Source organism: Castellaniella daejeonensis (genome assembly GCF_039523555.1).
GTDB classification, from domain to species: Bacteria; Pseudomonadota; Gammaproteobacteria; order Burkholderiales; family Burkholderiaceae_B; genus Castellaniella; species Castellaniella daejeonensis.
On the sequence record NZ_BAAAFN010000008.1, the window covers coordinates 105,711 to 129,824 of the forward strand.

The following is a 24,114-nucleotide window of genomic DNA, read 5'->3' on the forward strand; positions in this document are numbered from 1 at the left end:
TGGCCGCCGCCACGCCGGCCTGGGCCGACACCACCTGGGCGCGGGCGGCGGCCAGGCCGGCTTCGGCACTGTGCAGCCGGGCCTGGTCGTCGTCCAGCTCCTGCTGCGAGGCGGCGCCGCGCTTGACCAGCGAGCTGGAGCGGTTCAGGCGCTGCCGGGCGGCGAACAGGTCGCTCTCGCGCTGCCTGACGACGGCCTGCGCGGTGGCGACGTCGCTTTCCCGCAGGGCGACCTGGGCCTGGGCCGCGACCACGGCATGGCCGGCCTGCCGCTGGCGCGCCTGGGCTTCCTCGAACTGGGCCTGCAGGGAATCCGGGTTCATGAGGGCCAGGGTCTGGCCGGCCTGGACGAAGTCGCCCTCGTCGACCAGGATCCGCTCGACCCGGCCGGGCAGCTTGGTGGCGATGTCGATCTCGGTGGCCTCGATGCGGCCGTTGCCCTGCATGAAGCCGGGGCCGGGGCCGCGGTCCTGGGACCAGAGCCAGGCGCCGTAGGCGCCGGCGGCCACGGCGGCGAGCAGGACCAGCGGCAGGGATTTCTTGATTGTGTCGGTGAGGTTCATGTGGCTCAGGGATCGGGATGGGGGATGGAGGCGGGGCGGCCCGCGGCCGGCGCGGCGGCGTCCGGCGCCTGGCCGGCGCCGCCGCCCAGGGCGGCGTACAGGGCCACCTGGCTCGACAGCCAGGCGCGGCGGACCTGCACCAGCTGCTGCTGGGCCGTCAGCAGGTCGCGCTTGGCGTCCAGGACTTCCAGGTAGGGCGCGGCGCCGCTGTCGTAGCGCAGCTGGGCTAGGTCGGCGCGTTCGGCCTGGGTGCGCGCCATGCGGGCCTGGATCTCCATCTGCCCGGCCAGGCCCTGGCGGGCCGACAGGGCGTCGGCCACCTCGCGGAAGGCGGTCTGGATGCTTTTCTCGTAGGTGGCCACCGCCATGTCGCGGCGCACCTCGGCCACGTCCAGGTTGGCCCGCAGGCGGCCGGCCGTGAAGATCGGGACTTCGATGACCGGCGCGAAGGTCCAGGCCTTGCTGCCGCCGCCGAACAGCCCGTCGAGCTCGGCGCTGGCCGTGCCGAAGCCCGAGGTCAGCGCGATGCGCGGCAGGAAGGCGGCGCGCGCGGCGCCGATGCGGGCGTGCGCGGATCGCAGCTGATGCTCGGCGGCGCGGATGTCCGGCCGGGCCAGCAGGACCTCGGAGGGCAGGCCGGGTTCCAGCCGGGCCAGCCGGGTGGCTGCCAGGTCGATGCCGCGGGTCGGCGCGATGCCGGGGTCGGTGCCCGCCAGCAGCGTCAGTGCGTGCGCGGCGGCGGCCCGCTCCTGCTTGAGCTGGGCCTGCAGGGATTCGGCCTGGATCAGCAGGGTGCGCACCTGGGTCAGTTCCAGCTCCGAGGACGAGCCGACCGCCTTGCGCTGCTGGAAGATGTCCAGGGACTGGCGCCGGTTGCGCACGGCCTCGTCGGCCAGGAAGGCGCGCTGGTCCAGTTCCCGTAGGGCCAGCACCGAATCGGCCACCTGGCGCACCAGCGCCACCTGCACGGCCTGCCGGGCCGCGTCGGTCGCCAGCCAGTCGTCCAGCGCGGCGTCCTTCAGGTTGCGGATCCGGCCCCAGAGGTCGATTTCCCAGCCGGTCAGGCCGATGCTCGCCTGGTGCTGCGACTGGATCTGCGGCTGGCCGGTGAGGGTGAGGTCGCCGGGCACGCGGCTGCGTTCGATGCTGCCCTGGGCGCCGACCGACGGCGCCAGGTCGGCGCGCTGGATGCGGTAGGCGGCCTCGGCCTCGCGCACGCGCAGCACGGCCAGCCGCAGGTCGCGGTTGTGCTCCAGCGCCAGGCCGATCAGCCGGCGCATGTCGGGATCCTGGAAGTAGTGCGCCCAGTCCAGGTCGTGCAGCGCGCGGACGGTGGCCGTGTCCGTGTCGGCGGGCCAGGCGTCGGCGACCGGCGGGGGCGGCAGGCGGGTCTCGGGCGCCAGGCTGACGCAGGCCGACAGGGCCAGCAGGCCGGCGGCGCCCAGGGCGCGCAGCAGGAGCCGGCCGCCGGCGATGCCGGCCCCGGAGGTGCGCGCGCCGCGCGGGGAGGGGCGGTGCGGAGTCTGCCGGGACATGGCTCAGGTCTCCCGCACGTAGCGCCCGGGGGCGTCTTCCAGGGCCGGCCGGCCGGGGATGCCCAGGGGCGGCGGGGCCTCGGGCTCGCCCGAGCGCTCCGCCAGCCACTGCGACCAGGCGGTCCACCAGGACCCGTCGTTGACCGGGGTGGAGGCCATCCATTCGTCGGGCGGCAGGAAGGGGTCGCCGGGCTGGCGGACGCGGATGCGGTACTGGCGGCGGGGATGGCCGGGCTCGTTGACGATGCCGGCGTTGTGGCCGCCGCTGGTGAGCACGAAGCTCAGCTCGCCCGGGAAGAACTGGTGCAGCTTGTAGACCGAGCGCCAGGGGGCGACGTGGTCGGTGACGGTACCCACGGCGAACATCGGCAGCCGGATGTCGCCCACGGACACGGGCCGCCCGCCCACCGGGTAGCGGCCGGCGCTCAGGTCGTTGTTCAGGTACAGCCGCCGCAGGTACTGCGAATGCATGCGGGCGGGCATGCGGGTGGCGTCGGCGTTCCAGGCCATCAGGTCGTTCATGGGCCGGCGCTCGCCCAGCAGGTATTCGTGGATGGCGCGCGACCAGAGCAGGTCGTAGGACCGCAGCATCTGGAAGGCGCCCGCCATCTGCTCGGCGCTGAAGTAGCCGCGCCGCCCCATCTGGGCTTCCAGCATGTGGACCTGGGCTTCGTCGATGAACAGGCCGATTTCCCCCGGTTCGCTGAAATCGACCTGGGCCGTGAACAGGCTGATGCTGGCGAGCCGCTTGTCGCCGTCGCGCGCCATGGCGGCGGCCGCGACCGCCAGCAGCGTGCCGCCCAGGCAATAGCCGGTGGCGTGGACGCGGTGCTTCGGCTGGATGCGCCCGATGGCGTCCAGGGCGGCGAAGAAACCGTCGCGCAGATAGTCGTCCATGCCCAGGTTGGCGTCCTCGTCGGTGGGATTCTTCCAGGAGATGCAGTAGACGGTGTAGCCCTGGTCGCGCAGGAAGCGGACCAGCGAATTGTGCGGCGACAGGTCCAGGATGTAGTACTTCATGATCCAGGCGGGCACCAGCAGGACCGGTTCCGGGCGCACGGTTTCCGTCGTGGGGGCGTACTGGATCAGCTCGATCAGCCGGTTGCGCAGGACCACCTTGCCCGGGGTGACGGCCACGTCGCGCCCGACGCGGAACTTGTCCGCCCCGGCGACCGGCATCTCGGCCTGGTGGCGGACGATGTCCTCCAGCAGATAGCCGCCGCCGCGCAGCAGGTTCATCCCGCCTTCCCGGACCGTGCGGTCGAGGGCGACCGGATTGGTCCAGAGCTGGTTGCCGGGCGACATCATGTCCAGCCACTGCCGCGCCCAGAACGAGACCTGCTGCAGGTGATGCGGATCGGTGCCGTGCAGGTCGGACGTGGCTTCCTCCCACCAGGCCTGGGTCAGCAGGAAGCCCTGGTGCAGCAGGTTGTACGGCCAGCGGCACCAGGCCGGATCGCTGAAGCGGCGGTCGGTCTCGGGCGGCGTGACGCAGACCCGCGACGGATCGCCGGACGCCCGCAGGCAGTCGTACAGATAGTGCGCCAGTTCGCCCTGGTGGCTGGCGGCCAGGCGCAGCAGTTCGGTCTGCTTGCCGGGCGAGGCCGCCAGGTGCAGGGCCCAGTCCAGCCACGCCAGGCTGAGCGAGGCGGGCGAGAGCGACGCGAAGGCGCGCGCCTGGCTGGCGTGGAAATATTGATCGGTGGCCCGGGCGGCGGCCCGGGAATCGATGGTGCGGCCGTTGGAAGATGGTGGCATGGCGGTCCCCCTTAACGACTTTTTAGTCGATAATTCACCAGCCAGTCCTGATGCAGATCAATGGCGCCGCCGAACTTTTCTTCCAGAATCAATCGCCATGCCGAACACGCCGCCCTCGAATCCGCCCGCCGCCGGCCAGCCGCCGGGCGCCGCGCCGCCTCCCGCCGGCCGCCAGCCTCGGAACCGGCGCCTGCCCGCCCACGAGCGCCGCGACCAGATCCTGGACGCGGCCCTGCACGAATTCTCGGAGCGCGGCTTCGGCGCGGCGCGGATGGACGACATCGCCGCCCGGGCCGGCCTGTCCAAGGGCGGCCTGTATGCGCATTTCGAAAGCAAGAACGCCGTGTTCCAGGCGCTGATGCAGCGCATGCTGATGCCCGACCTGCTGTTCGGGGAACGTCCGCCCCTGGCGGGGGCGCCGGCCCCCGAAGACGCGCTGGCGGCCCGGGTGGATGGTTTCCTGGATCGCGCCTATGAAAGGCTGGAAGACGATCGCTTCATCCGCACGCTGCATCTGCTGGTCGCCGAAGGGCCGCGCCTGCCCGATGCCATCGCGGGCTGGCGCGAAAGCCATCTGCGCCTGCTTCGCAGGCAGCAGGCCATGATGCGGCGCGGGGTCGAGGATGGCGCCCTGCGCGACAGCGCACTGACCGACGCGGTGCAACTGGTCCATGCCCCCATCCTGCTGGCGGCCATCCTGAAGCTGCTGCAGGACGAAGCGCATGCGCGCAGCGTTCTGCCGCGGCTGAGAGCGGCCCACCGCCGCCTGCTGCTGGACCAGCTGCGGGAGCCTGGCCCGGACTGATCCTGTGCGCGGGCTATGCGGTGCGGCTCAGCGCTGGCCGCGCAGCTTGGCGAACGCTTCGGCCATCGCCCCCTGGGGAGCGTGGGCCGGCTTGTCGAGTCGTCCGCCGTGCCGGCCCGGGCGCCCGCCCGGTCGTGCCGCGCCGGCCCCTGCACCCTGGGAACGCGGTTCCGGATCGTCCTTGCGCATGCTCAGGGCGATGCGTTTGCGTGCCACGTCGACCTCGATCACGCGCACCTGCACCGTCTGGCCCACGCGCACCACGTCGCGCGGGTCCTTGACGAACCTGTCGGCCAGGGCCGAAACGTGCACCAGGCCATCCTGGTGCACACCGATGTCCACGAAGGCGCCGAAATTGGCGACATTGCTGACCACGCCTTCCAGGATCATGCCGGGCGCCAGGTCCTTGATGTCGTGGACGCCTTCCTTGAACCGGGCGGTCTTGAATTCGGGGCGGGGATCGCGGCCCGGCTTCTCCAGTTCCAGGAAGATGTCGCGCACCGTGGGCAGGCCGAATCGTTCGTCGGTGAAGTCCGCCGGCGACAGACCCTTGAGGGCCTGGGCGTTGCCCATCACCGCTGCGGCCGGCTGGCCGGCCTTTTGCAGGATGCGCTCGACCACGGGGTAGGCCTCGGGGTGCACGGCCGAGGCATCCAGGGGGTTGTCCGACCCCGGGATGCGCAGGAAGCCGGCTGCCTGCTCGAAGGCCTTGTCGCCGAAGCGGGGCACGTCGCGCAGCGCCTGGCGGTTGCGGAAAGCGCCGTGCGTCTCGCGCCACTGGACGATGTTGCGAGCCAGGGATTGGTTCAGGCCGGATACGCGGGTCAGCAGCGGCGCCGAAGCCGTGTTGACGTCCACGCCCACGGCGTTCACGCAGTCCTCGACCACGGCGTCCAGGGAACGGGCCAGCTCGCGCTGGTTGACGTCGTGCTGGTACTGGCCCACGCCGATGGCCTTGGGTTCGATCTTCACCAGTTCGGCCAGCGGATCCTGCAGGCGGCGGGCGATCGAGACCGCGCCGCGCAGGCTGACGTCCAGCTCGGGAAATTCCTGAGCCGCCAGTTCGGAAGCGGAATAGACCGAAGCGCCTGCTTCGGACACGACCACACGTTCGAAGGACAGCTCGGGGTGGCGTTCGCGCAGTTCGGCCACCAGGCGCTCGGTTTCGCGCGAGGCGGTGCCGTTGCCGATGGCGATCAGGTCGATGCGGTGGCGTGCGACCAGGGCGGCCAGGGTCCGCAGGCTGCCTTCCACGTCGCGGCGCGGCTCGAAGGGGTAGATCGTGGTGGTTTCCAGCAGCTTGCCGGTGGCATCGATGGCCGCGACCTTGACGCCCGTGCGGATGCCGGGGTCCAGGCCCAGCACCGTCTTCGGCCCGGCGGGTGCGGCCAGCAGCAGGTCTTTCAGGTTGGCGGCGAACACGCGGATGGCTTCGGCCTCGGCCGTTTCGCGCAACCGCCCGATCAGTTCGGTCTCGAACCCGGTCAGCAGCTTGACGCGCCAGGTCCAGCGGCAGACCTCGGCCAGCCAGTGCTGGCGTGGGGTGGCGCGGGCGTCGAAGCGTGCGTCCAGCCCGAGAATGCCGGCCACGCGTGCCACGAAGGGATGCGGGGTCTCGGCCTCGCGTTCGGGGTCCAGCCCCAGGCGCAGGTCCAGGATGCCCTGCTGGCGACCGCGCAGCAGCGCCAGCGTGCGGTGCGAGGGCAGGGTGCGCAGGGCTTCGCTGAAGTCGAACCAGTCGCGGAAGTTCGCGCCCTCCGTTTCCTTGCCCGGCACGACCTGGGCGTAGATCCGGCCGGTGTTCCAGAGCTCGGTGCGCAGCGTATCCAGCAGCGTGGCGTTTTCCGCAAAGCGTTCGGCCAGGATGTCGCGCGCGCCGTTCAGGACGGCGCGTGCATCCTCGAAACCGGCCTCGGCATTCAGGTAGGCGGCTGCCAGGGCCTCCGGTTCGGCGGCGGGATCGCCCAGCAGGGCGTCGGCCAGGGGTTCCAGGCCGGCCTCGCGGGCAATCTGGGCGCGCGTGCGCCGTTTCGGCTTGTAGGGGGCGTACAGATCTTCCAGCCGCTGCTTGCTGTCGGCCTCCAGGATCTGCGCACGCAGGGCATTGTCGAGCTTGCCCTGGCCCGCGATGGAGTCCAGGATCGCCACGCGGCGGCTTTCCAGTTCGCGGATGTAGAGCAGGCGCACTTCCAGCTGGCGCAGGACCGTGTCGTCCAGTCCGCCGGTGGCCTCCTTGCGGTAGCGGGCGATGAAAGGCACGGTGGCGCCGGAGTCCAGCAGATCCACGGCCGCCGCAACCTGGGCGGGGCGGGCGTCGAGTTCCGCCGTCAGCAGCCGCAGGACGCGGGCGGGATCGACGGCATGAGTCTGGGATTCGGAACTGGTCATGGTCATGTGTGTCGCGTAGAACCGGAACAAGCGGCGCATTTTGCCATACCCATGCCGTTGCGTCGGAATCCCTGGCGTATCATCCTGGGGTTGACCCGTATCCACGCCGCGCCCCGCATCATGTTTTCCGACGATCTCGCCGAACTCTTCGGCCCCGACGGCCCGCTGGCCCGCCAGCTGCCGGGCTACGTGCCGCGCGCGGCCCAGCTGGCGCTGTCCGAGGCCATCCGCGACACCCTGGAAGAAGGCGGCGTGCTGATTGCCGAAGCCGGCACCGGCACGGGCAAGACCTGGGCCTACCTGGCCCCGGCCTTCCTGTCGGGCGGCAAAGTGCTGGTATCCACAGGGACCCGGACCTTGCAGGACCAGCTGTTCCGCCGCGACATTCCGCGCCTGCGCGAAGCGCTGGCCCTGCCGGTCGACGTGGCGCTGCTCAAGGGGCGCGGCAACTACGTCTGCCACTACCACCTCGAACGCCTGGAACAGGACGAGCGCGCCCTGAAGTCGCGCGATGAAATGCCCCAGCTGCGCGCCATCCGCCGTTTCGTCCGGGAAAGCGACACGGGCGATCGCGCGGATCTGCCCGAGGTGCCGGAAACCGCCGACATCTGGAATCGCGTGACCTCCACCCGGGAAAACTGTCTGGGCCAGGATTGCCCGTATGTGCGCGACTGCTTTTTGCTGAAGGCGCGCCGGCATGCGCAGGAGGCCGATGTGGTGGTGGTCAACCACGCCCTGTTCATGGCGGATCTGGCGCTGCGGGAAGAAGGCGTCACCGACCTGCTGCCCGAGACGCAGCTCGTGGTCTTCGACGAGGCGCACCAGTTGCCCGACACCGCCACCCGTTTCCTGGGCCAGAGCCTGTCCCTGCACCAGGCGCTGGACTGCGCCCGCCAGGCCGAGGCGGCGGGCCTGGCGCATGCGCGCGAGGCCGTCCGCTGGAGCGACCTGTGCCAGGCCCTGGATGCGGCGGCCCGCGACCTGCGCCTCGTCAGCGCCCCTGTGGGCCGGCTGCCGGGCGGGCGGGCAACCTTCGAGCAGATTCCCGAACCCGAGGCTTTCGACCAGTCCCTGGAACGGCTGGCCCAGGCGCTGGACGGATTGACCGAGTCACTGGGCACCCAGGAGGAGCGCCATCCCGATCTGGCTGCCGCCGCCCGCACGGCCCGCACGCTGCGCGCCCGGTTGTGGCAATGGGCGCATCCTGCCCGGGGCGAACCGGAAGCCGGCGACCAGGCCGCCGTGCGCTGGATCGAGCACAGCACGCATTCCGTGCGGCTGCAGCGGGCACCCCTGTCGGTGGCGCGGATTTTTTCTGGCTTTCGGCGGCCGGGGCAGTCCTGGGTCCTGGCTTCTGCCACCCTGTCGGTCCGGGGGGATTTCCAGCATTTCCAGCGCCAGCTGGGGCTGGGGAATGCCGCGACGCGCAGCTGGGCCTCGCCCTTCGATTATCCGGCGCAGGGGCTGCTGTACGTGCCCAAGGCCTTGCCGTGGCCGAGCGACCCGGGATTCACGGATGCCTTTGCCCAGGCTTTGCTGCCGCTGGTGGATGCGTGCGCGGGCGGGGTGCTGGTGCTGTGCACCACGCTGCGGGCGGTGGATCGGGTGGCCGACGTGCTGCTGCGCGGCATGCTGTCCTCGGATCGGCCGGTGATGCGCCAGGGCGAGGCCACGCGCGGTGTGCTGCTGGAACGTTTCCGCGCGGCCGGCAATGCCGTGCTGGTGGGCAGCACCAGTTTCTGGGAAGGCATCGATGTGCCGGGCGATGCCCTGACCCTGGTGGCGATCGACAAGCTGCCGTTCGCCCCGCCCGACGATCCGGTGCTGGAGGCGCGTCTGAACGCCTGCCGGGCCGAGGGCGGCAATCCCTTCATGGAATACCAGTTGCCGCAGGCGGCGCTGCTGCTCAAGCAGGGCGCGGGGCGCCTGATCCGCTCGGAGACCGATTGGGGGGTTCTGGTGGTGGGCGACGGGCGCCTGGTGGACAAGCCCTACGGGCGGCTGCTGTGGCAGGGACTGCCGCCTTTTGCCCGTACCCGGGATGTCGATGTGGCCCTGGATTTCCTGGGCCACCCGCCCGGCCGGGCCGAGCCGGCCGCGCAGGATGCCGCGAGGGCCTGACCGGAGATCGGGCCGGCCTCAGAACCAGTTGACGGGGTTCCAGTAGTTGACCGGTTCGTCCAGGCCCTGCTCGTAGTACTTGCTGTTGGGGAAGTTCTTGTCGAGCACCCGCTTGGCGTCGTCGCGCAGTTCGGGCAGGTTCAGCTTGTCGTAGCTGAGCATCATCAGGTAGAGCGCCTTTTCCGCGCTGGGCACGCCTGCAAAATCGGTGACCACGGTCTGGGCGCGGTTGGCCGCCGCCACGTAGGCGCCACGCTCGTAGTAATACTGGGCGATGTGGACTTCGTTGTCGGCGATGGTGTTGACCAGCCAGGCGGCGCGCTTGCGGGCGTCGGGGGTGTAGCGGCTGTCGGGATAGCGCCGGATCAGCTCATTGAAGGCTTCGTAGGATTCGCGCAGACCCTTGGGATCGCGTTCGCTGGGATCCTGGCGCGTGAAGTTCGACAGGATGGCGCTGGGGGGCGTGAAGGTGATCATGCCCTTCAGGTACAGCATGTAGTCCGTGCCGGGATGGTTCGGATACTGCTGCATGAAGCGGTCGATCGCGGCCTTGGCCTGCTCGGGTTCTTCGTCCTTCCAGTTCACATAGGCCTGGTCGATCAGGGATTGCTGCGCGTAGATGCCGAAGGGATAGCGGGCTTCCAGGGCTTCCAGGTTCTTGCGGGCGTCGGACCAGTTGCCCGAGCTGATGTCGGAACGCGCCTGGCTGTAGAGGCGCTCCGCGCTCCAGCCGGCGGTCGGGTCGACGTTGCCCTTGGTCGAGCTGCAGCCTGCCGCCAGGGCCATGCACAGGCATGCCAGGACCAGCCGGATGCGGGTTGACAGGACTTTCGGGGAAACAGGGGCATGCGCGGCCACGGGGCATCCTTGGTCAAGGTGTTAGCATTGTCGGCAGATTATATGATTTGTCGCCATGCCGTACACGGATATCGCCACCGAAGACACCGGCCCCGATGCGCCCGAGGTTTTCCATCTGCCCCTGGACATCCTGCCGGACCGGCTGGACAAGACCCTGGCCCGCCTGATGCCGCGGCATTCGCGCAGCCGCCTGCAGTCCTGGATCGAGGATGGGCACGTCGAAGTCGACGGCGCCATCGCCAAGGTGCGCACCCGGGTGGGACCGGGGGCGCTCATCCGGGTGTGGCCCCAGCAGGCGCCTGAAGACCTGGCCTTCGTGCCCGAGGACGTCGACTTTCGCGTCGTGGCCGATGCGCCGGAATGGATCGTGGTGGACAAGCCCGCCGGCCTGGTGACGCATCCGGGGGCGGGCAACTGGCACGGCACGCTGCTCAACGGCCTGTTGTTCCGCTACCCCGAACTGGCCCGCGTGGCCCGCGCCGGCATCGTCCACAGGCTGGACAAGGATACTTCCGGCCTGCTGGTCGTGGCCCGCACGGAGACCGCCCAGACCCAGCTCGTGCGCCAGCTGCAGGCCCGCACGGTCAAGCGCGAATACTGCGCGCTGGTGCATGGCGCATTGTCGGGGCGGGGCACGGTGGACGCGCCCATCGGCCGCGACGCCCGGGTGCCGGTGCGCATGAGCGCCGACCGTCCGGTGGCGTCCAAGCCGGCCGTCACGCACTATGAGTCCCTGGGAGTGGGGCATTGCGGCGGAATCACCGTGTCCCGCGTGCTGTGCCGCCTGGAAACGGGCCGCACGCATCAGATCCGTGTCCACATGGCCCGCCTGAGGCACCCCCTGCTGGGCGACACCCTGTATGGCGGACGGCTCGAGGCCGGCGCAGGCCGCCAGATGCTGCATGCGCGCGCCCTGGGCTTCGATGATCCCGTCAGCGGCCGGCCTTGTGCCTTCACGGCAGAGCCGCCGGACGATTTCCGCCGTGTGCTCGACGGCATTCTCTGGGAAGACGATGGCGGCGATCGAGCTTGAACCGGCCCCGGGGCTGCATGGCGTGACAGGCGAGCCCTGGCCCGGCGTGCGTTATTTCTCGACCTGGCGTCAGGGGGGCGTCAGCCAGGCGCCCATGGACAGCCTGAACCTGGGGACGCACGTCGGTGACGATCCGGCGGCCGTGCGGGAAAACCGCATGCGCCTGAGGCGCGCCTTGCCGGACGAGCCGGTCTGGCTCGAGCAGGTGCATGGCACGGCCGTCTTCGATGCCGATACCATCATCGGCGGCGCTGTGCCGCCGGCCCGCGACGCGGCGCAGACCGCGTTCCCGCCGGCGCCCCGTGCCGACGCCGCCGTCACGACCCGGCGCGGCCGGCCGCTGGCGATCATGACCGCCGACTGCCTGCCTGTCGTGCTGTCCGACGAATCCGGCACCGTGCTGGGCGTGGCCCACGCGGGCTGGCGCGGCCTGGCGGCCGGCGTGCTGGAAAATACACTGGACGAATTGCGCCGCCGGGCGCCGGATGCGCACGGCTGGCGTGCCTGGATCGGTCCCGGCATCGGGCCGCGGGCCTTCCAGGTCGGCGCCGAAGTGCGCGAGGCCTTCCTGGATCGGGATGCGGCGTTGGCGGAATGCTTCCTTTTCCAGCCCGGCAGCGGCCGCTGGCTGGCCGACCTGGCGGGCCTGGCGCGTGCCCGGCTGAGCCGGGCCGGGATCGGCCGGGTGGAAGAGAGCGGGGAATGCACCTGGACTCGGGCGGACCGGTATTTTTCCCATCGGCGAGATCCCGGGTCGGGGCGCCAGGCGACTCTGGCATGGCTGGAATGACCGCGCCCGCGTGTCGCACCGGTCCCCGTCCCGGCCCGCTTGGGCTGCATGCGGGCTTTGGTATGTTTCGCCGGCATGCGCTTTATTCAAGCTAGCGACTTACCCGAATTGACGCAATTTGCCACTATGACAGAATAGTCGAGCAAAAGATGCCGGGTCGTTTCGGGGTCTTGGCGGCACAAGGGATGGTGGAATGACTGATCGGAATTCTTCGCAAAGATGGGCGCCGCCCGGAGTCGCGCCCGCCCGTCTGGCGACCATTCAGTCCGATTTCATCCAGGCCTGGCAGTCGCTTCTGCAGCAGTCCCGGCAGGGCACGCTCACGCCGCCAGCCGATCGCCGCTTCTCGTCCGAAGCCTGGGCCGGCAACCCCCAGGCGCTTTTCGCGGCGCATGCCTACCTCATCGTGGCCGATGCCATGCAGCGCCTGGCGCAGGCCGCCGATCTGGAAAACGCGGCCCGGGAACGTCTGTGCTTCTCGGTCATGCAGTGGGTGGAAGCCGCTGCGCCGTCCAATTTCCTCGCCTCCAATCCCGACGCCCTGAAGGCCCTGGTCGACAGCGGCGGCGAATCCCTGCACAAGGGGCTGGCGAACCTGCTGCGCGACCTGATGCGGGGGCGCATCACGCAGACCGACGAGTCGGCCTTCGTTCCTGGAGAAAACCTGGCCATCACCCCCGGGTCGGTGATCTACGAAAACGCCCTGATGCAGCTCATCCAGTACCGGCCCCAGACGGCAAAGGTCCGGCGGCTGCCGCTGCTGATGGTGCCGCCCTGCATCAACAAGTACTACATCCTCGATCTGCAGCCGGCCAATTCCCTCGTGCGGCATGCCGTGCAGGCCGGCTTCGAGGTCTTCATGGTGTCGTGGCGCAATCCGCTGCCGCAGGACCAGGACGGCGTCGAAGGCAAGACCTGGGACGACTACGTCGAGGACGGCGTGCTGCGGGCCATCGGGGTCGTCCGCGAAGTGACGCGCCAGCCCCGGATCAACGCCCTGGGTTTCTGCGTCGGCGGCACGCTGCTCGCCAGCGCCCTGGCCGTGGCGCGCGCCCGGCACGAAGACCCGGTGGCGGCGCTGACCCTGCTGACGACCTTCCTGGATTTCAGCGAAACCGGCATGCTCGACGTCTTCGTCGACGAACAGCATGCCCGTGCGCGCGAGCAGTTGCTGGGCGCCGGCGGCCTGATGACGGCGCGCGAGCTGTCCACCACCTTCTCGTTCCTGCGGCCCTCGGAACTGGTGTGGAACTACGTCGGCTCGAACTACCTGATGGGCGAATCGCCCCGGCCCTTCGACCTGCTGGCCTGGAACGCCGACGGCACCAACCTGCCGGGGCCGTTCTTCACCTGGTATTTCCGCAATACCTACCTGGAGAACCGCCTGCAGACCGGCCAGCTGCGCATCTGCGGCGTGCCGGCGGACTTGCGCGCCCTGGACATGCCGGCCTATCTTTACGCCTCGCGCGAGGACCACATCGTGCCCTGGGCGTCGGCCTATGCATCGACGCGGTTGTTGCGCGGTCCGTTGCGCTTCGTGCTGGGCGAATCGGGCCACATTGCAGGCGTCGTCAACCCGCCCGAACGCGGTCGCCGGGGCTACTGGTCCTGGAACCGTGGCGGCGAGCTGCCGGGCGATCCGGACACCTGGCTGGACCAGGCGGAGCACGCCCGCGGCAGTTGGTGGCCCGATTGGCTCGACTGGCTGGCCGGCCATTCCGGTGAATGGCGGCCCGCGCGCCGCAGCCCCGGCAATCGGAAATATCCCTCCATAGAACCCGCACCCGGGCGCTATGTCAAAGTCAAGGCAGTCTGAAAAGGAGAACACCATGAGCGGCAAACTGGCTTACGTGACGGGGGGCATGGGCGGCATCGGAACGTCGATCTGCCAGCGCCTCGCCAAGGAAGGCTTCACGGTGGTGGCCGGCTGCGGCCCCAGTCGGGACTACGGCAAATGGTTGGAGGAACAGGCTGCGCTGGGCTACAAGTTCCACGCTTCGGTCGGCAACGTGTCCGACTGGGATTCCACGGTCGAGGCGTTCGTCAAGGTCAAGGAACAGTTCGGCCCGGTCGACGTGCTGGTGAACAATGCGGGCATCACCCGCGACGGTGTCTTCCGCAAGATGAGCCGCGACGACTGGCGCGCCGTCATCGACACCAACCTGAACAGCCTGTTCAATGTGACCAAGCAGGTCATCGACGACATGGTGGACCGCCAGTGGGGGCGGATCATCAACATCAGTTCGGTCAATGGCCAGAAGGGGCAGTTCGGCCAGACCAACTATTCCACCGCCAAGGCGGGCATCCATGGCTTCACCATGGCACTGGCCCAGGAAGTCGCCAGCAAGGGCGTCACGGTCAACACCGTGTCGCCGGGGTACATCGGTACCGAGATGGTGCGCGCCATCCGTCCCGACGTGCTGGAAAAAATCGTCGCCACCATTCCGGTCAAGCGTCTGGGTACGCCGGAAGAAATCGGCTCCATCGTCGCCTGGCTGGCGTCCGACGATTCAGGTTTTGCCACCGGAGCGGATTTTTCGCTGAACGGCGGCTTGCACATGGGTTGATCATGGCTCGGCATACCACTTCACCGCAGGCAGAACGGCTGATCAAGAAATATCCCAACCGCCGCCTCTACGACACGCAATCCAGCGCCTACATCACGCTGGCCGACATCAAGCAGCTCGTCCTGGACAACGCGGTCTTCAAGGTCGTCGACGCCAAGACCGGCGACGACCTGACCCGCAGCATCCTGCTCCAGATCATCCTCGAAGAGGAGTCCGGCGGCGTGCCCATGTTCTCGGCCGAGGCGCTGGCGCAGATCATCCGCTTCTACGGCCATGCCATGCAGGGTGTGATGGGCACGTTCCTGGAAAAGAACATCCAGGTGCTGATGGACATCCAGGATCGCATGGCCGAGCAGTCGCAGGGCCTGTACCAGCAGCATTTCGGCCCCGAAGCCTGGGCCCAGCTGATGAGCATGCAGACCCCGGCCCTGCAGAACATGATGAACAACTACATCGAGCAAAGCCGCGGGCTGTTCGTCCAGATGCAGGATCAGATGCAGGACCAGGCGCGCAACATGTTCTCGGCCTTTCCTTTCCCCGGGCAGCCGCCCGAAGGCAAGAAAAAGAAGAAATGACGGCTCGGGCCCGGATGCGGGCCTGGGTTCGCGGCGTGCCGGGCCCGGCGTCCGGCACGCGCTGCATTTTCTTGATCCATCTCCATGCCGTTGCGATTTCCTGGTGTTATAGTAACGAGAATCATTCTTCTTACTAGCACGGAGATCGTTCATGGTGAAAAAACTGCTCGTTGCGCTGGCCGGTGCAGGCCTGGCTTCTTCCGCCCTGGCGGCTGAATATCCCATCGGGGAGCCCAGCGAGATCAACGGGCTGGAAGTCGCTGCGGTCTACCTGCAGCCGGTCGAGATGGAACCGGAAGGCATGATGCGCGCCGCGAAGGATTCCGATATCCACCTCGAGGCAGACATCCACGCCACGGCCGACAACAAGAACGGCCTGCCCGAAGGCGCCTGGGCGCCGTACCTGAACATCCAGTACGTGCTGCAGAAACAAGGCAGCGACAAGGTCCTCAAGGGCGATCTGATGCCCATGGTGGCCAACGACGGTCCGCACTACGGGGACAACGTCAAGCTCGAAGGCCCGGGAAAGTACAGCCTGACCTTCGTCATCGGCTCGCCCGAGACCGCGCACAACAACCACTTCGGCCGCCATGTCGACAAGGAAACCGGCGTCGCGCCGTGGTTCCAGACCTTCGAGGTCAAGTATGAATTCGTCTATGCCGGCACCGGTAAGAAGGGCGGCTACTGAGATGCGCGCCTGGATCGCGCTGGCTGCCCTGATGTGGGCGGGGTGGCTGGCGCCCATGCCGGCGGCGGCCGCCGACATGCCGGTCTACACGCTCACCTTCAAGGCGGACGGCACGTTCGAGCCGGCCCGCCTCGAAGTGCCGGCGGGCCGCTTCAAGATCATCCTGGTCAATGAGAGCAGCGAGGCGGTCGAATTCGAAAGCCTGCCGCTGCGCAAGGAAAAAGTGCTGGGGCCGGGAGTCACCTCGTTCGTGGTGCTGTCCCTGTCCAGGCCCGGCGAATATCCCTTCTTCGACGATTTCCATCCCCAGGTGAAGGGCACCCTGGTGGTGCTGCCCAAGAACTGACGGGCGCGAACGAACGGATCCTGACCATCATGGAACAAGTCGGCTTCATCGTCTGGCGTGAAAGTGTCGAGGCCCTGCTGGTCGTCGGCATTCTGTATTCCTGGCTGCGCGCCTCTCCCGAAGGCCGGCGCGGACTGCCCTGGCTTTGGGGCGGCGTCGGCGCCGGCCTGGTGCTGGCCGGCGCGCTGGCGCTGGTGCTGCTGGGCATTTCTTCCTGGTTGTCCGACGAGGGCCAGGAATGGTTCCAGGCCCTGATGGCGCTGGCGGCCTGCGCACTGGTGGTCCAGATGGTGGTCTGGATGCGTGCCCACGGTCGCGGCCTGAAGCGCGAGCTGGAGTCCGGCGCGTCGCAGCAGGTCGGCAGGGATCACTGGTGGGGCCTGCTCGCGCTGGTGATGATCGCCGTTGCGCGCGAAGGCAGCGAAACCGTGGTCTTTCTGTATGGCACCGTCCTGTCGTCCCGGGAATCGGGCGGCGCCGGCGCCATGGCACTGGCGGGCCTGGGCGGTTTCGCCGCGGCGCTGCTCACCTTCTGGTTGCTGCAGCTGGGCGGGCGGATCATCACGTGGCGGCGCTTCTTCAGGCTGACGGAAATCCTGCTCCTGCTGCTGGCCGGCGCGTTGCTGGTATCGGCCACGGACCGGCTGATCTCCCTGGGCGTGATGCCGACCTGGGTCGATCCGGTGTGGGATACCTCCTGGCTGCTGGGTACCGAAGGCGGGTTGGGCAAGGTGCTGGCCGATTTTGCCGGCTATCGTGCCTATCCGGCGCTGTCGCAGTTGCTGGTCTGGCTGGCGTACTGGTGCGCCGTGGCATGGTTGTTGCGCCGCGCCTCGCGTGCTGCGGCGCCGGAGGCCGGCCGCGCCAAGGCAGGCGCGGCGGCCTAGCGCCGGATGTGCGCCTGTGCGGCGCGTGCCTGCAGCCCTCAGTCCCGGAAACCTTCCAGCACGATCTTGCCCCGGGCACGACCGCTTTCCAGCAGGGCATGGGCCTTCTTCAGGTTGGCGGCGTTGATCGGGCGCAGGGTCTCGGTCAGGGTGGTGCGCAAGCGGCCCGCATCCAGCAGCCGGGCGACTTCGTCCAGCAATCGGCCTTGTTCTCCAATGTCCTGGGTTCCGAACATCGAGCGGGTGTACATGAACTCCCAGTGGATGGATACCGATTTGCGCTTGAACAGCTTGACGTCGATGGCCTCGGGATCGTCGATCAGCCCCAGGCGGCCCTGCGGTGCGATCATCTCGGCGATCTGCGCTTCGTGCCTGTCCGTCGCCGTGGTCGAGAAAACGAAGGCGGGCTGGCCGATGCCCAGCGCCGCGACCTGTGCCGCCAGGGGGCGGCTGTGGTCCACCACGTGATCCGAACCCAGCGATTCGACCCAGGCCCGGGTTTCCGGCCGGGATGCGGTGGCAATGACGGTCAGGTCCGTGAGCGCCTTGACGAGCTGGATGGCGATCGAACCGACGCCGCCGGCACCGCCGATGATCAGGACGGCGTTCGCCGCGCCGGGGACGGGACGGCGGATGTCGATCCGGTCGAACAGCATTTCCCAGGCCGTGATGGCCGTCAGGGGCAGGGCGGCGGCCTGGGCGTCGGTGAGCGAGGCGGGCTTGTGGCCGACGATGCGTTCGTCGACCAGGTGGAATTCGCTGTTGGCGCCGGGCCGATCCAGCGCTCCCGCGTAGAACACCGTGTCGCCGGGCTTGAATCGCGTGACGTCGGGGCCTGCCGCAGCGACACGTCCGACGGCGTCCCAGCCCAGGACTTTCCAATGGCCGGAATCCGCGGACACGTTCCTGCGGATCTTGGTATCGACGGGATTGACCGATATCGCCGCGACTTCGACCAGCAGGTCGCGGCCCTCGGGCACGGGCTGTTCGATTTCGATGTCGACCAGCGCGTCGTCGCGGTCGAGGGGGCCGGCTTGCCGGTAACCGATGGCTTTCATGGGGCAACTCCTGTTTGCTTGGAAGAGAGGATGCGGGCAGAATACCGCCAGCCTTCTTCCGTGACTACGCACAAAATCGGCCAGTAGTGACAAAAAGGATACTGCCATGTCCAAAGTCCGTCATTCGCGTTTCGACTGCAGCCCGGGGTGTGCCGTCGAGGCCGCCATCGGCCTGATCGACGGCAAGTGGAAGTCGGTCATCCTGTTCCATCTGTGCGCCGGCACCCTGCGATTCAGCGAACTGCACCGCTTGATCGAGCGGGTGACACCGCGCGTGCTCACGCGCCAGCTGCGCGAACTGGAAGAAGACGGGCTGATCGAGCGCATCGTCCACGCCCAGGTTCCGCCCCGGGTGGATTACCGGCTGTCGGACCTGGGGCGCAGCATGGAGCCGGTGCTGCTCGCCCTGAAGGCCTGGGGCGACGCCCATATCGGCCTGTACGGCAAGCCGAAGGGGCTGGATCCGCGCGACGCGGTGCCGGCCGCGGTATACACTGGCGGCCTGCCGTCCCCGGCCGGGGACGCGTCCTGAGGTAGCAGCATGGCTTGGTCGCATTCGTTCCGTTCCGGTGTCGCGCGCGCGGGGGATTTCCTGCGCGACCACCAGCGCGCGATCCGGCGGATGCAATGGGCCATCGTCCTCGTCTATATCGTCCTGCTGGCGATTCCGGCGGCCATGCCCCTGCCGGATCGCACGGCTTCCGTCTTCAACAATCTCACCGTCTTCGCTCAGTTCGCCTTCTGGGGCATCTGGTGGCCGTTCGTGCTGGTGTCCATCCCTCTGTTCGGGCGGGCCTGGTGCGGCCTGTTCTGCCCCGAAGGCGCGCTGACCGAATGGGCCAGCCGGCACGGGCGCGGCCGGGCCATTCCGCGCTGGATGCGCTGGGGCGGGTGGCCCTTCGTGGCCTTCAGCCTGACCACGATCTATGGCCAGCTGGTCAGCGTCTACCAATATCCCTGGGCGGTCGCCGCCGTGCTGGGCGGGTCCACCGTGGCCGCCATGATCGTCGGCTGGCTGTACGGGCGCGACAAGCGCGTCTGGTGCAAGTACCTGTGCCCGGTCAACGGGGTGTTCAACTTGCTGGCCAAGCTCGCTCCCTGGCACTACCGGGTGGACGCGGCCGCCTGGCGCGCTCCCGTCCGGCGGATCGAATCCATCAATTGCGCGCCGCTGCTGCCCCTGCGCAACATGCAGGGCGCAGCCGAATGCCATATGTGCGGACGCTGCAGCGATTATCGGGGCGCCATCGCCCTGACGCCGCGCTCGCCCGAAGCCGAGATCGTCCACGTGGCCGAAGGCAGCGGGTGGCAGACCGCGCTGATCGTCTTCGGCCTGATGGGCCTGGCCGTGGGCGCCTTCCTCTGGAGCGCCAGCCCCTGGTTTGTGTCGATCAAGCAGTCCGCCGCAACCTGGCTGGTGGGGCACGATATCTACTGGCCGCTGGCGGACAATGCCCCCTGGTTCGTCCTGACCCATTATCCCGACGTCAACGACAGTTTCAGCTGGCTGGATGGCACCGTCATCCTCCTGTTCATCGGCGGAGCGGCGGTCATCGTGGGCGGGGCCGTATTCTGCGGCCTGTGGCTGGCCGATCGCATCCTGCCGCCCGCCGGACGGCCCGGCGTGCGGGATGCGGACGGCCGGCTGCTGCGCAGCCGCCTGGCGGGGGTGCACAAGCTGGCACAGGGCCTGATCCCGGCTGCGGGGGTCGGGGTATTCCTGGGCCTGTCGGCCACGACGCTGACCTTGCTGCAGCATGAGGGCGTTCCCACCGGCTGGGCCAACCCGGTCCGCTTCACGCTGCTGGTGCTGGCGCTGGCCTGGAGCCTGCGCTTCGAGTGGCGCCTGGCGGGGTTGCGCACTCCGCAGCCGTTGCGCAGGCTGGGCGCGGTGATGCTGGTGGCGGCCGGCTTGCTGCCCTTCTGCTGGGCCTGGGTGCTGTTCTTCGTGCGCTGGTAAGCCTGCACGGGCGGCGCGCATTCCCGGATTCCAGGATCACCGGCCGCAGGCGTTTTGCAACAACAGTCGGGGGAAAACCGCTATTCTTAGCGCGAGAGCACCGCCGTCCGGCGGGGTGCGCATGAATTCCCCTGCGTCTTTGCCTGCCTTTTCGATCAAGGAGCCCCATGGCGGCATTTTCCGCAAGACGAATGCTCAGCCTTTGGTTTCCCGGCCTCGCAGCGGTCGTGTTCGGGCTCGGCCTTACCTATGTGCTGGTCCTGCAGCAACGGGAAACCGGCCGGTCGATCGCCCAGCTCAGGTTTTTCGAAGAGGTCCGCTCTTCCAGCGATGCGATCGCCCAGCGGGTCGTGGCTTATTCCGAAGTCGTGTCGGGGCTGAGGGACCTGTTCATGGTCAATCCGGACCTGGACGATGCGCTGTTCGAGCGGGTCGTGGCGCAGCACGATGTGCGCAAGAGCTATCCCGAACTCGTGAACCTGTCCTTCGTGCGCTGGGTGCCCCATGCCGAGCTGCCCGCCTACGAATCGCGGCTGCGCGCCCGCTTTCCCGGCGTGGATCCTGCGGCGCCGATCGTGCACCCGCGCAGCGGCGGTACGGATCATTACGTTGTCGAATATCTCTGGCCCCGGGAAGGCAATCCGGATGTCTGGGGGCTGGACATCGCTTCGCAGCCCGCAAACCTGGCGGCCCTGCTGAAGACCCGGACGACGGGCCTTCCGGCGGCTTCGGCGCCTTTCCCCCTGGTCCAGGACAAGGACGGCGGCATGGCGTTCGTCCTGCGTTTCCCGGTCTTCCATCATGGCGAGAGCGAACGTTTCATCGGTGCAGTCGCCGCCGTGGTGCGGGTCGGCGACATGCTGGACGCCATCCGGGCGTCAGGGTTTCTGCGCGGCCTTTCGCTGCAGCTGCAAGATGTCGGTGCCCGCGGCATTCCGGAGACGCCGGCCGTGCTGGGTTCCTCCGTGCTGCCGCCGGACGGCGCAGAGCCGGCGCCTTCGGGGTTGCAGGACTCCAGACGCCTGGATGTGATGGGCCGGACCTGGCGCCTGGATTTTTCTCCCGGGCGCGCGCTGCTGTCTTCCACCGAGCGGATGATGCCCTGGTGGGTCGGCGGGGCGGGGCTGGTCCTGACGCTGCTCCTGGCGGCGCTTGCCGGCCTGTTCGCGCGCCAGCGCGCACGTGCCTTCACCGAGGTCGCTTCCACGCACGAGGCCCTGCGGCGCAGTCAGGTGCGGTTTCGAGCCATTTTCAACCAGGCGGCGGTCGGTGTCTGCCTCACCGACGCGAAGACCGGCCGCCTGGTGCGTGTCAACCAGAAGTATTGCGATATCCTGGGCTATGCGCGGGATGACCTGCTGCAGCTCGATTTCCGGCAACTGACTCACCCCGACGACCTGCCGGAGAGCCTGGAGCAGGTGCAACGGCTGCAGACCGGCGAGATCCGCGAGTTCCGGCTCGAAAAGCGCGTCCTGCGCAAGGGCGGCGAACCGATCTGGGTGGACCTGACCGTGTCGCCCATCTGGCAGCCGGGCGAGGAGCCCGATTACTACGTCGCCATCATCCAGGACATCGGCGAGCGGCGCCGGATGCAGGATGCGTTGCAGGAGCGGGAGCGGCACCTGCGCAGCATCCTCGATCACCTGCCGGTGGGCGTATGCCTGGTGCAGCACGATGAGCGCATCACTTTCCGCAACCGGCAGTTCGTGCAGATTTTCGGCTACACCGAGCAGGACGTTCCGGACGTGCATGCCTGGTGGGCGCGCATCTGTCCCGATCCCGAGACCCGCGAGCGTGCACGCGCGCGCTGGTCGCACCTGTGCGAAGCATCCCGGAAGTCGGGCGAAGGCGTGATCGCAGCGGGCGAATACAGGATCCTGTGCAGCGACGGCAGCCGGCGGACGGTCGAGGTCGCAGGGGTCCTGCTGGGCGAGGACTATCTGCTGACCCTGGAAGACCTGACCCAGCGCCGGGCGGCCGAAGAAGAAATCAACTACCTGGCCTTCTATGATTCCCTGACCGGTCTGCCCAATCGCCGCCTGCTGCTGGACAGGCTGCAGCAGACGCTGGCGTCGGCAGCGCGCCACCAGCGCTGGGGGGCGCTGTTGATGCTGGACCTGGACCATTTCAAGACCTTGAACGAAACCCGGGGCCACGACAGCGGCGACCTGGTGCTGCGCCAGGTCGCCGAGCGCCTGCGCACCAGCCTGACGGATGCCCATACCGCGGCCAGGCACGGAGACGACGAATTCGTGATCGTCCTCGATGACCTGAGCGCCACGCCCGAAGAAGCCGCCGCCCGGGCCGAGGAAATCGGCCAGCGCCTCCTGGCCCTGCTGAGCGCGCCCTATCAACTGGGGGCGGGGCATTACCATGCGACCGTCAGCATGGGGGCCGCGGTGTTCCAGGGGCTGGAGCAGGGGGTGGACGAGCATCTCAGGCGGGCCGACCTGGCCATGTACCAGGCCAAGGCGGCGGGCCGCAACACCCTGTGCTTCTACGATCCCCTGATGCAGGCCGCGGTGCACCGGCGGGCCGCGCTGGAACTGGACATGCGCATCGGCCTGGAGCAGGGTCAGTTCGAGCTGTTCTACCAGCCCCAGGTGGACCGGGGCCGCATCGTCGGCTGCGAGGCGCTGCTGCGCTGGCATCACCCCCAGGATGGCTTCATCTCGCCCGCCGCCTTCATCCCCCTGGCCGAGGAAACGGGCCAGATCCTGCCGCTGGGCGACTGGGTGCTGCGGACCGCCTGCGAGCAGCTGGCCCGCTGGGCGCAGGATCCCGTGTTCGCGCACCTGAGCCTGGCCGTCAACGTCAGCCCGCACCAGTTCCACCAGCCCGGCTTCGCCGATCAGACCCTGGCTACCCTGGCGGGAACCGGCGCGGATGCCAGCCGGCTCGAACTCGAGCTGACCGAGGGGCTGCTGCTGCGGGATATCGAGGACACCATCCGCAAGATGATGCTGCTCAAGGGGCATGGCGTGGGATTTTCGCTGGACGACTTCGGCACCGGCTATTCGTCGCTGGCCTACCTGAAACGGTTGCCGCTCGACCAGCTGAAGATCGACCAGAGCTTTGTGCGCGATGTGCTGACCGATCCCAACGATGCGGCGATCGCGCGCACCATCGTCGCGCTGGGGATCAGCCTGGGCCTGCGGGTGATTGCCGAGGGCGTGGAAACCGAGGCCCAGCGCGCCTTCCTGGAACGCCATCACTGCCATGCCTGGCAGGGCTACCTGCTGAGCAGGCCGCTGCCGGTGGCCGAATTCGAAGCCCTGGTGCGGGGGTGGGCCACGCCCACCCGCGGCGCCAAGGCCTAGGTGAAAGAGGCCGCCAAAATGAATACAGGCCGGATCCCAGGGGAATCCGGCCTGTACTTGAATCTGGTTGCGGGGACAGGATTTGAACCTGTGACCTTCGGGTTATGAGCCCGACGAGCTGCCAGACTGCTCCACCCCGCGTCTGGAAAACAAGACTATAGCAAGTCTGCGAAAATAATGCAAGCAATCGATCGGAGTTCAAGTTAAAATGACGGAAACGGAAATCCTGCGCGTATTGGAAACGGCCTTGTTGTGCGCCGATGCGCCTCTCACGGTCACTGATCTGCGCAGCCTCTTCGAAGACACGATTTCCGGGGACGACATCCGCCGCCATCTGGCTGCACTGCAGCTCGACTGGCAGGAACGGGGGCTCGAACTGGTGCAGATCGCCAGCGGCTGGCGCTTCCAGAGCCGTCCCGACATGCAGCGTTACCTGGGGCGCCTGAACCCGGAAAAACCGCCTCGCTATTCTCGTGCCGTGCTCGAAACGCTCGCCATCATCGCGTGGCGGCAGCCCGTGACGCGTGGGGACATCGAGGACATCCGCGGCGTCACGGTCTCGGCCCAGATCATCCGTACCCTCGAAGATCGGGGCTGGATCGAAACGCTGGGCTATCGCGATGCGCCGGGGCGACCGGCCTTGTTGGGAACGACGCGCCGCTTTCTCGATGATCTCGGTCTGCGAGCGCTCGACGAACTGCCGGCCCTCGATGCGGAAGACGCCGCAGAGGCCCTGGGCGTGCTGGCGCTCGATGCGGTGGAAGAGCCGGACACCGGGCATGCCGCCGACGATCCGCCAGGGCCGGCGCCGCACGGCCCGGAAGAATGAAGAACGGAATTTTGTGTAGGAGTCACCGAACCCC

The 24,114-nt window shown here is 68.4% G+C and carries 18 protein-coding genes, 1 tRNA gene and 2 pseudogenes; 14 read left to right on the forward strand and 7 right to left on the reverse strand.

Annotated features, from left to right (window positions below; all coding sequences use genetic code 11):
* The 3 genes and pseudogenes from ABD022_RS05355 to ABD022_RS05365 form a co-directional block, all read right to left on the reverse strand.
* A pseudogene (locus ABD022_RS05355) lies at positions 1-562 on the reverse strand (HlyD family secretion protein); the annotation flags it as partial.
* Between the two features lie 5 nt (positions 563-567).
* Positions 568-2,097: an efflux transporter outer membrane subunit gene (locus tag ABD022_RS05360; RefSeq protein WP_343820369.1), complete on the reverse strand. Its 1,530-nt coding sequence runs from the start codon at positions 2,095-2,097 to the stop codon at positions 568-570.
* A 3-nt stretch (positions 2,098-2,100) separates the two neighbouring features.
* On the reverse strand, positions 2,101-3,855 hold the full coding sequence (locus ABD022_RS05365) for a PHA/PHB synthase family protein (RefSeq protein WP_343820371.1): 1,755 nt from the start codon (positions 3,853-3,855) through the stop codon (positions 2,101-2,103).
* Positions 3,856-3,952: 97 nt separating this feature from the next.
* Between ABD022_RS05365 and ABD022_RS05370 the strand changes: the two genes are divergently transcribed.
* Complete coding sequence (locus ABD022_RS05370) at positions 3,953-4,660, forward strand: TetR/AcrR family transcriptional regulator (RefSeq protein WP_343820373.1); 708 nt, start codon at positions 3,953-3,955, stop codon at positions 4,658-4,660.
* A gap of 27 nt (positions 4,661-4,687) precedes the next feature.
* Here ABD022_RS05370 and ABD022_RS05375 read toward each other — a convergent pair whose 3' ends face one another.
* Positions 4,688-7,048 carry a Tex family protein gene (locus tag ABD022_RS05375; RefSeq protein WP_343820427.1) on the reverse strand — a complete coding sequence of 787 codons (2,361 nt, stop codon included), beginning with the start codon at positions 7,046-7,048 and terminating at the stop codon, positions 4,688-4,690.
* 120 nt (positions 7,049-7,168) lie between these two features.
* Here ABD022_RS05375 and yoaA point away from each other — a divergent pair, with 120 nt between their 5' ends.
* The gene (gene yoaA, locus ABD022_RS05380; RefSeq protein WP_343820428.1) at positions 7,169-9,169 is read left to right on the forward strand and encodes a DNA repair helicase YoaA; all 2,001 of its coding nucleotides are present in this window, start codon (positions 7,169-7,171) and stop codon (positions 9,167-9,169) included.
* 18 nt (positions 9,170-9,187) lie between these two features.
* Here the strand turns inward: yoaA and ABD022_RS05385 are convergent, their stop codons facing one another.
* Positions 9,188-9,955: an outer membrane protein assembly factor BamD gene (locus tag ABD022_RS05385; protein ID WP_325126454.1), complete on the reverse strand. Its 768-nt coding sequence runs from the start codon at positions 9,953-9,955 to the stop codon at positions 9,188-9,190.
* Between the two features lie 238 nt (positions 9,956-10,193).
* Between ABD022_RS05385 and ABD022_RS05390 the strand changes: the two genes are divergently transcribed.
* The 8 genes from ABD022_RS05390 to ABD022_RS05425 all read left to right on the forward strand — a co-directional run bounded on the left by ABD022_RS05390 (position 10,194) and on the right by ABD022_RS05425 (position 16,913).
* Complete coding sequence (locus ABD022_RS05390) at positions 10,194-11,060, forward strand: RluA family pseudouridine synthase (protein ID WP_425545201.1); 867 nt, start codon at positions 10,194-10,196, stop codon at positions 11,058-11,060.
* Positions 11,041-11,850, forward strand: coding sequence for a peptidoglycan editing factor PgeF (gene pgeF, locus ABD022_RS05395; protein WP_343820376.1), 810 nt, complete (start codon positions 11,041-11,043; stop codon positions 11,848-11,850). Before ABD022_RS05390 ends, pgeF begins: the two co-directional genes overlap by 20 nt.
* Positions 11,851-12,043: 193 nt before the next feature.
* Positions 12,044-13,666, forward strand: a complete 1,623-nt coding sequence (locus ABD022_RS05400; RefSeq protein WP_343820378.1) for a PHA/PHB synthase family protein — start codon at positions 12,044-12,046, stop codon at positions 13,664-13,666.
* A gap of 13 nt (positions 13,667-13,679) precedes the next feature.
* The gene (locus ABD022_RS05405; RefSeq protein ID WP_325126440.1) at positions 13,680-14,417 is read left to right on the forward strand and encodes a 3-ketoacyl-ACP reductase; all 738 of its coding nucleotides are present in this window, start codon (positions 13,680-13,682) and stop codon (positions 14,415-14,417) included.
* Positions 14,418-14,419: 2 nt separating this feature from the next.
* Positions 14,420-14,992 (forward strand): polyhydroxyalkanoate synthesis repressor PhaR, encoded by a 573-nt coding sequence (gene phaR, locus ABD022_RS05410; protein WP_325126438.1) that lies wholly within the window; start codon positions 14,420-14,422, stop codon positions 14,990-14,992.
* Between the two features lie 151 nt (positions 14,993-15,143).
* A complete protein-coding gene (locus tag ABD022_RS05415) occupies positions 15,144-15,680 on the forward strand; it encodes an iron transporter (protein WP_325126436.1) in 537 nt (178 codons plus the stop codon).
* Between the two features lies 1 nt (position 15,681).
* The gene (locus ABD022_RS05420) at positions 15,682-16,026 is read left to right on the forward strand and encodes a cupredoxin domain-containing protein (RefSeq protein WP_325126434.1); all 345 of its coding nucleotides are present in this window, start codon (positions 15,682-15,684) and stop codon (positions 16,024-16,026) included.
* Positions 16,027-16,055: 29 nt separating this feature from the next.
* Positions 16,056-16,913 (forward strand): FTR1 family iron permease, encoded by an 858-nt coding sequence (locus tag ABD022_RS05425; protein WP_325126432.1) that lies wholly within the window; start codon positions 16,056-16,058, stop codon positions 16,911-16,913.
* Positions 16,914-16,951: 38 nt separating this feature from the next.
* On the opposite strand, the gene ABD022_RS05430 is transcribed toward ABD022_RS05425, so the two are convergent.
* Positions 16,952-17,971: a zinc-binding alcohol dehydrogenase family protein gene (locus ABD022_RS05430; RefSeq protein ID WP_343820382.1), complete on the reverse strand. Its 1,020-nt coding sequence runs from the start codon at positions 17,969-17,971 to the stop codon at positions 16,952-16,954.
* Between the two features lie 106 nt (positions 17,972-18,077).
* On the opposite strand from ABD022_RS05430, the gene ABD022_RS05435 reads away from it, so the two are divergent.
* The 3 genes from ABD022_RS05435 to ABD022_RS05445 all read left to right on the forward strand — a co-directional run bounded on the left by ABD022_RS05435 (position 18,078) and on the right by ABD022_RS05445 (position 23,251).
* On the forward strand, positions 18,078-18,503 hold the full coding sequence (locus tag ABD022_RS05435) for a winged helix-turn-helix transcriptional regulator (protein WP_325126428.1): 426 nt from the start codon (positions 18,078-18,080) through the stop codon (positions 18,501-18,503).
* 9 nt (positions 18,504-18,512) lie between these two features.
* A complete protein-coding gene (locus ABD022_RS05440) occupies positions 18,513-19,931 on the forward strand; it encodes a 4Fe-4S binding protein (RefSeq protein WP_325126426.1) in 1,419 nt (472 codons plus the stop codon).
* 191 nt (positions 19,932-20,122) lie between these two features.
* Positions 20,123-23,251 (forward strand): bifunctional diguanylate cyclase/phosphodiesterase, encoded by a 3,129-nt coding sequence (locus ABD022_RS05445; RefSeq protein WP_343820384.1) that lies wholly within the window; start codon positions 20,123-20,125, stop codon positions 23,249-23,251.
* 64 nt (positions 23,252-23,315) lie between these two features.
* On the opposite strand, the gene ABD022_RS05450 is transcribed toward ABD022_RS05445, so the two are convergent.
* A tRNA-Met gene (locus tag ABD022_RS05450) sits at positions 23,316-23,392 on the reverse strand.
* 67 nt (positions 23,393-23,459) lie between these two features.
* Between ABD022_RS05450 and scpB the strand changes: the two are divergent.
* A pseudogene (gene scpB, locus ABD022_RS05455) lies at positions 23,460-24,068 on the forward strand (SMC-Scp complex subunit ScpB); the annotation flags it as partial.
* Positions 24,069-24,114: the final 46 nt, after the last annotated feature.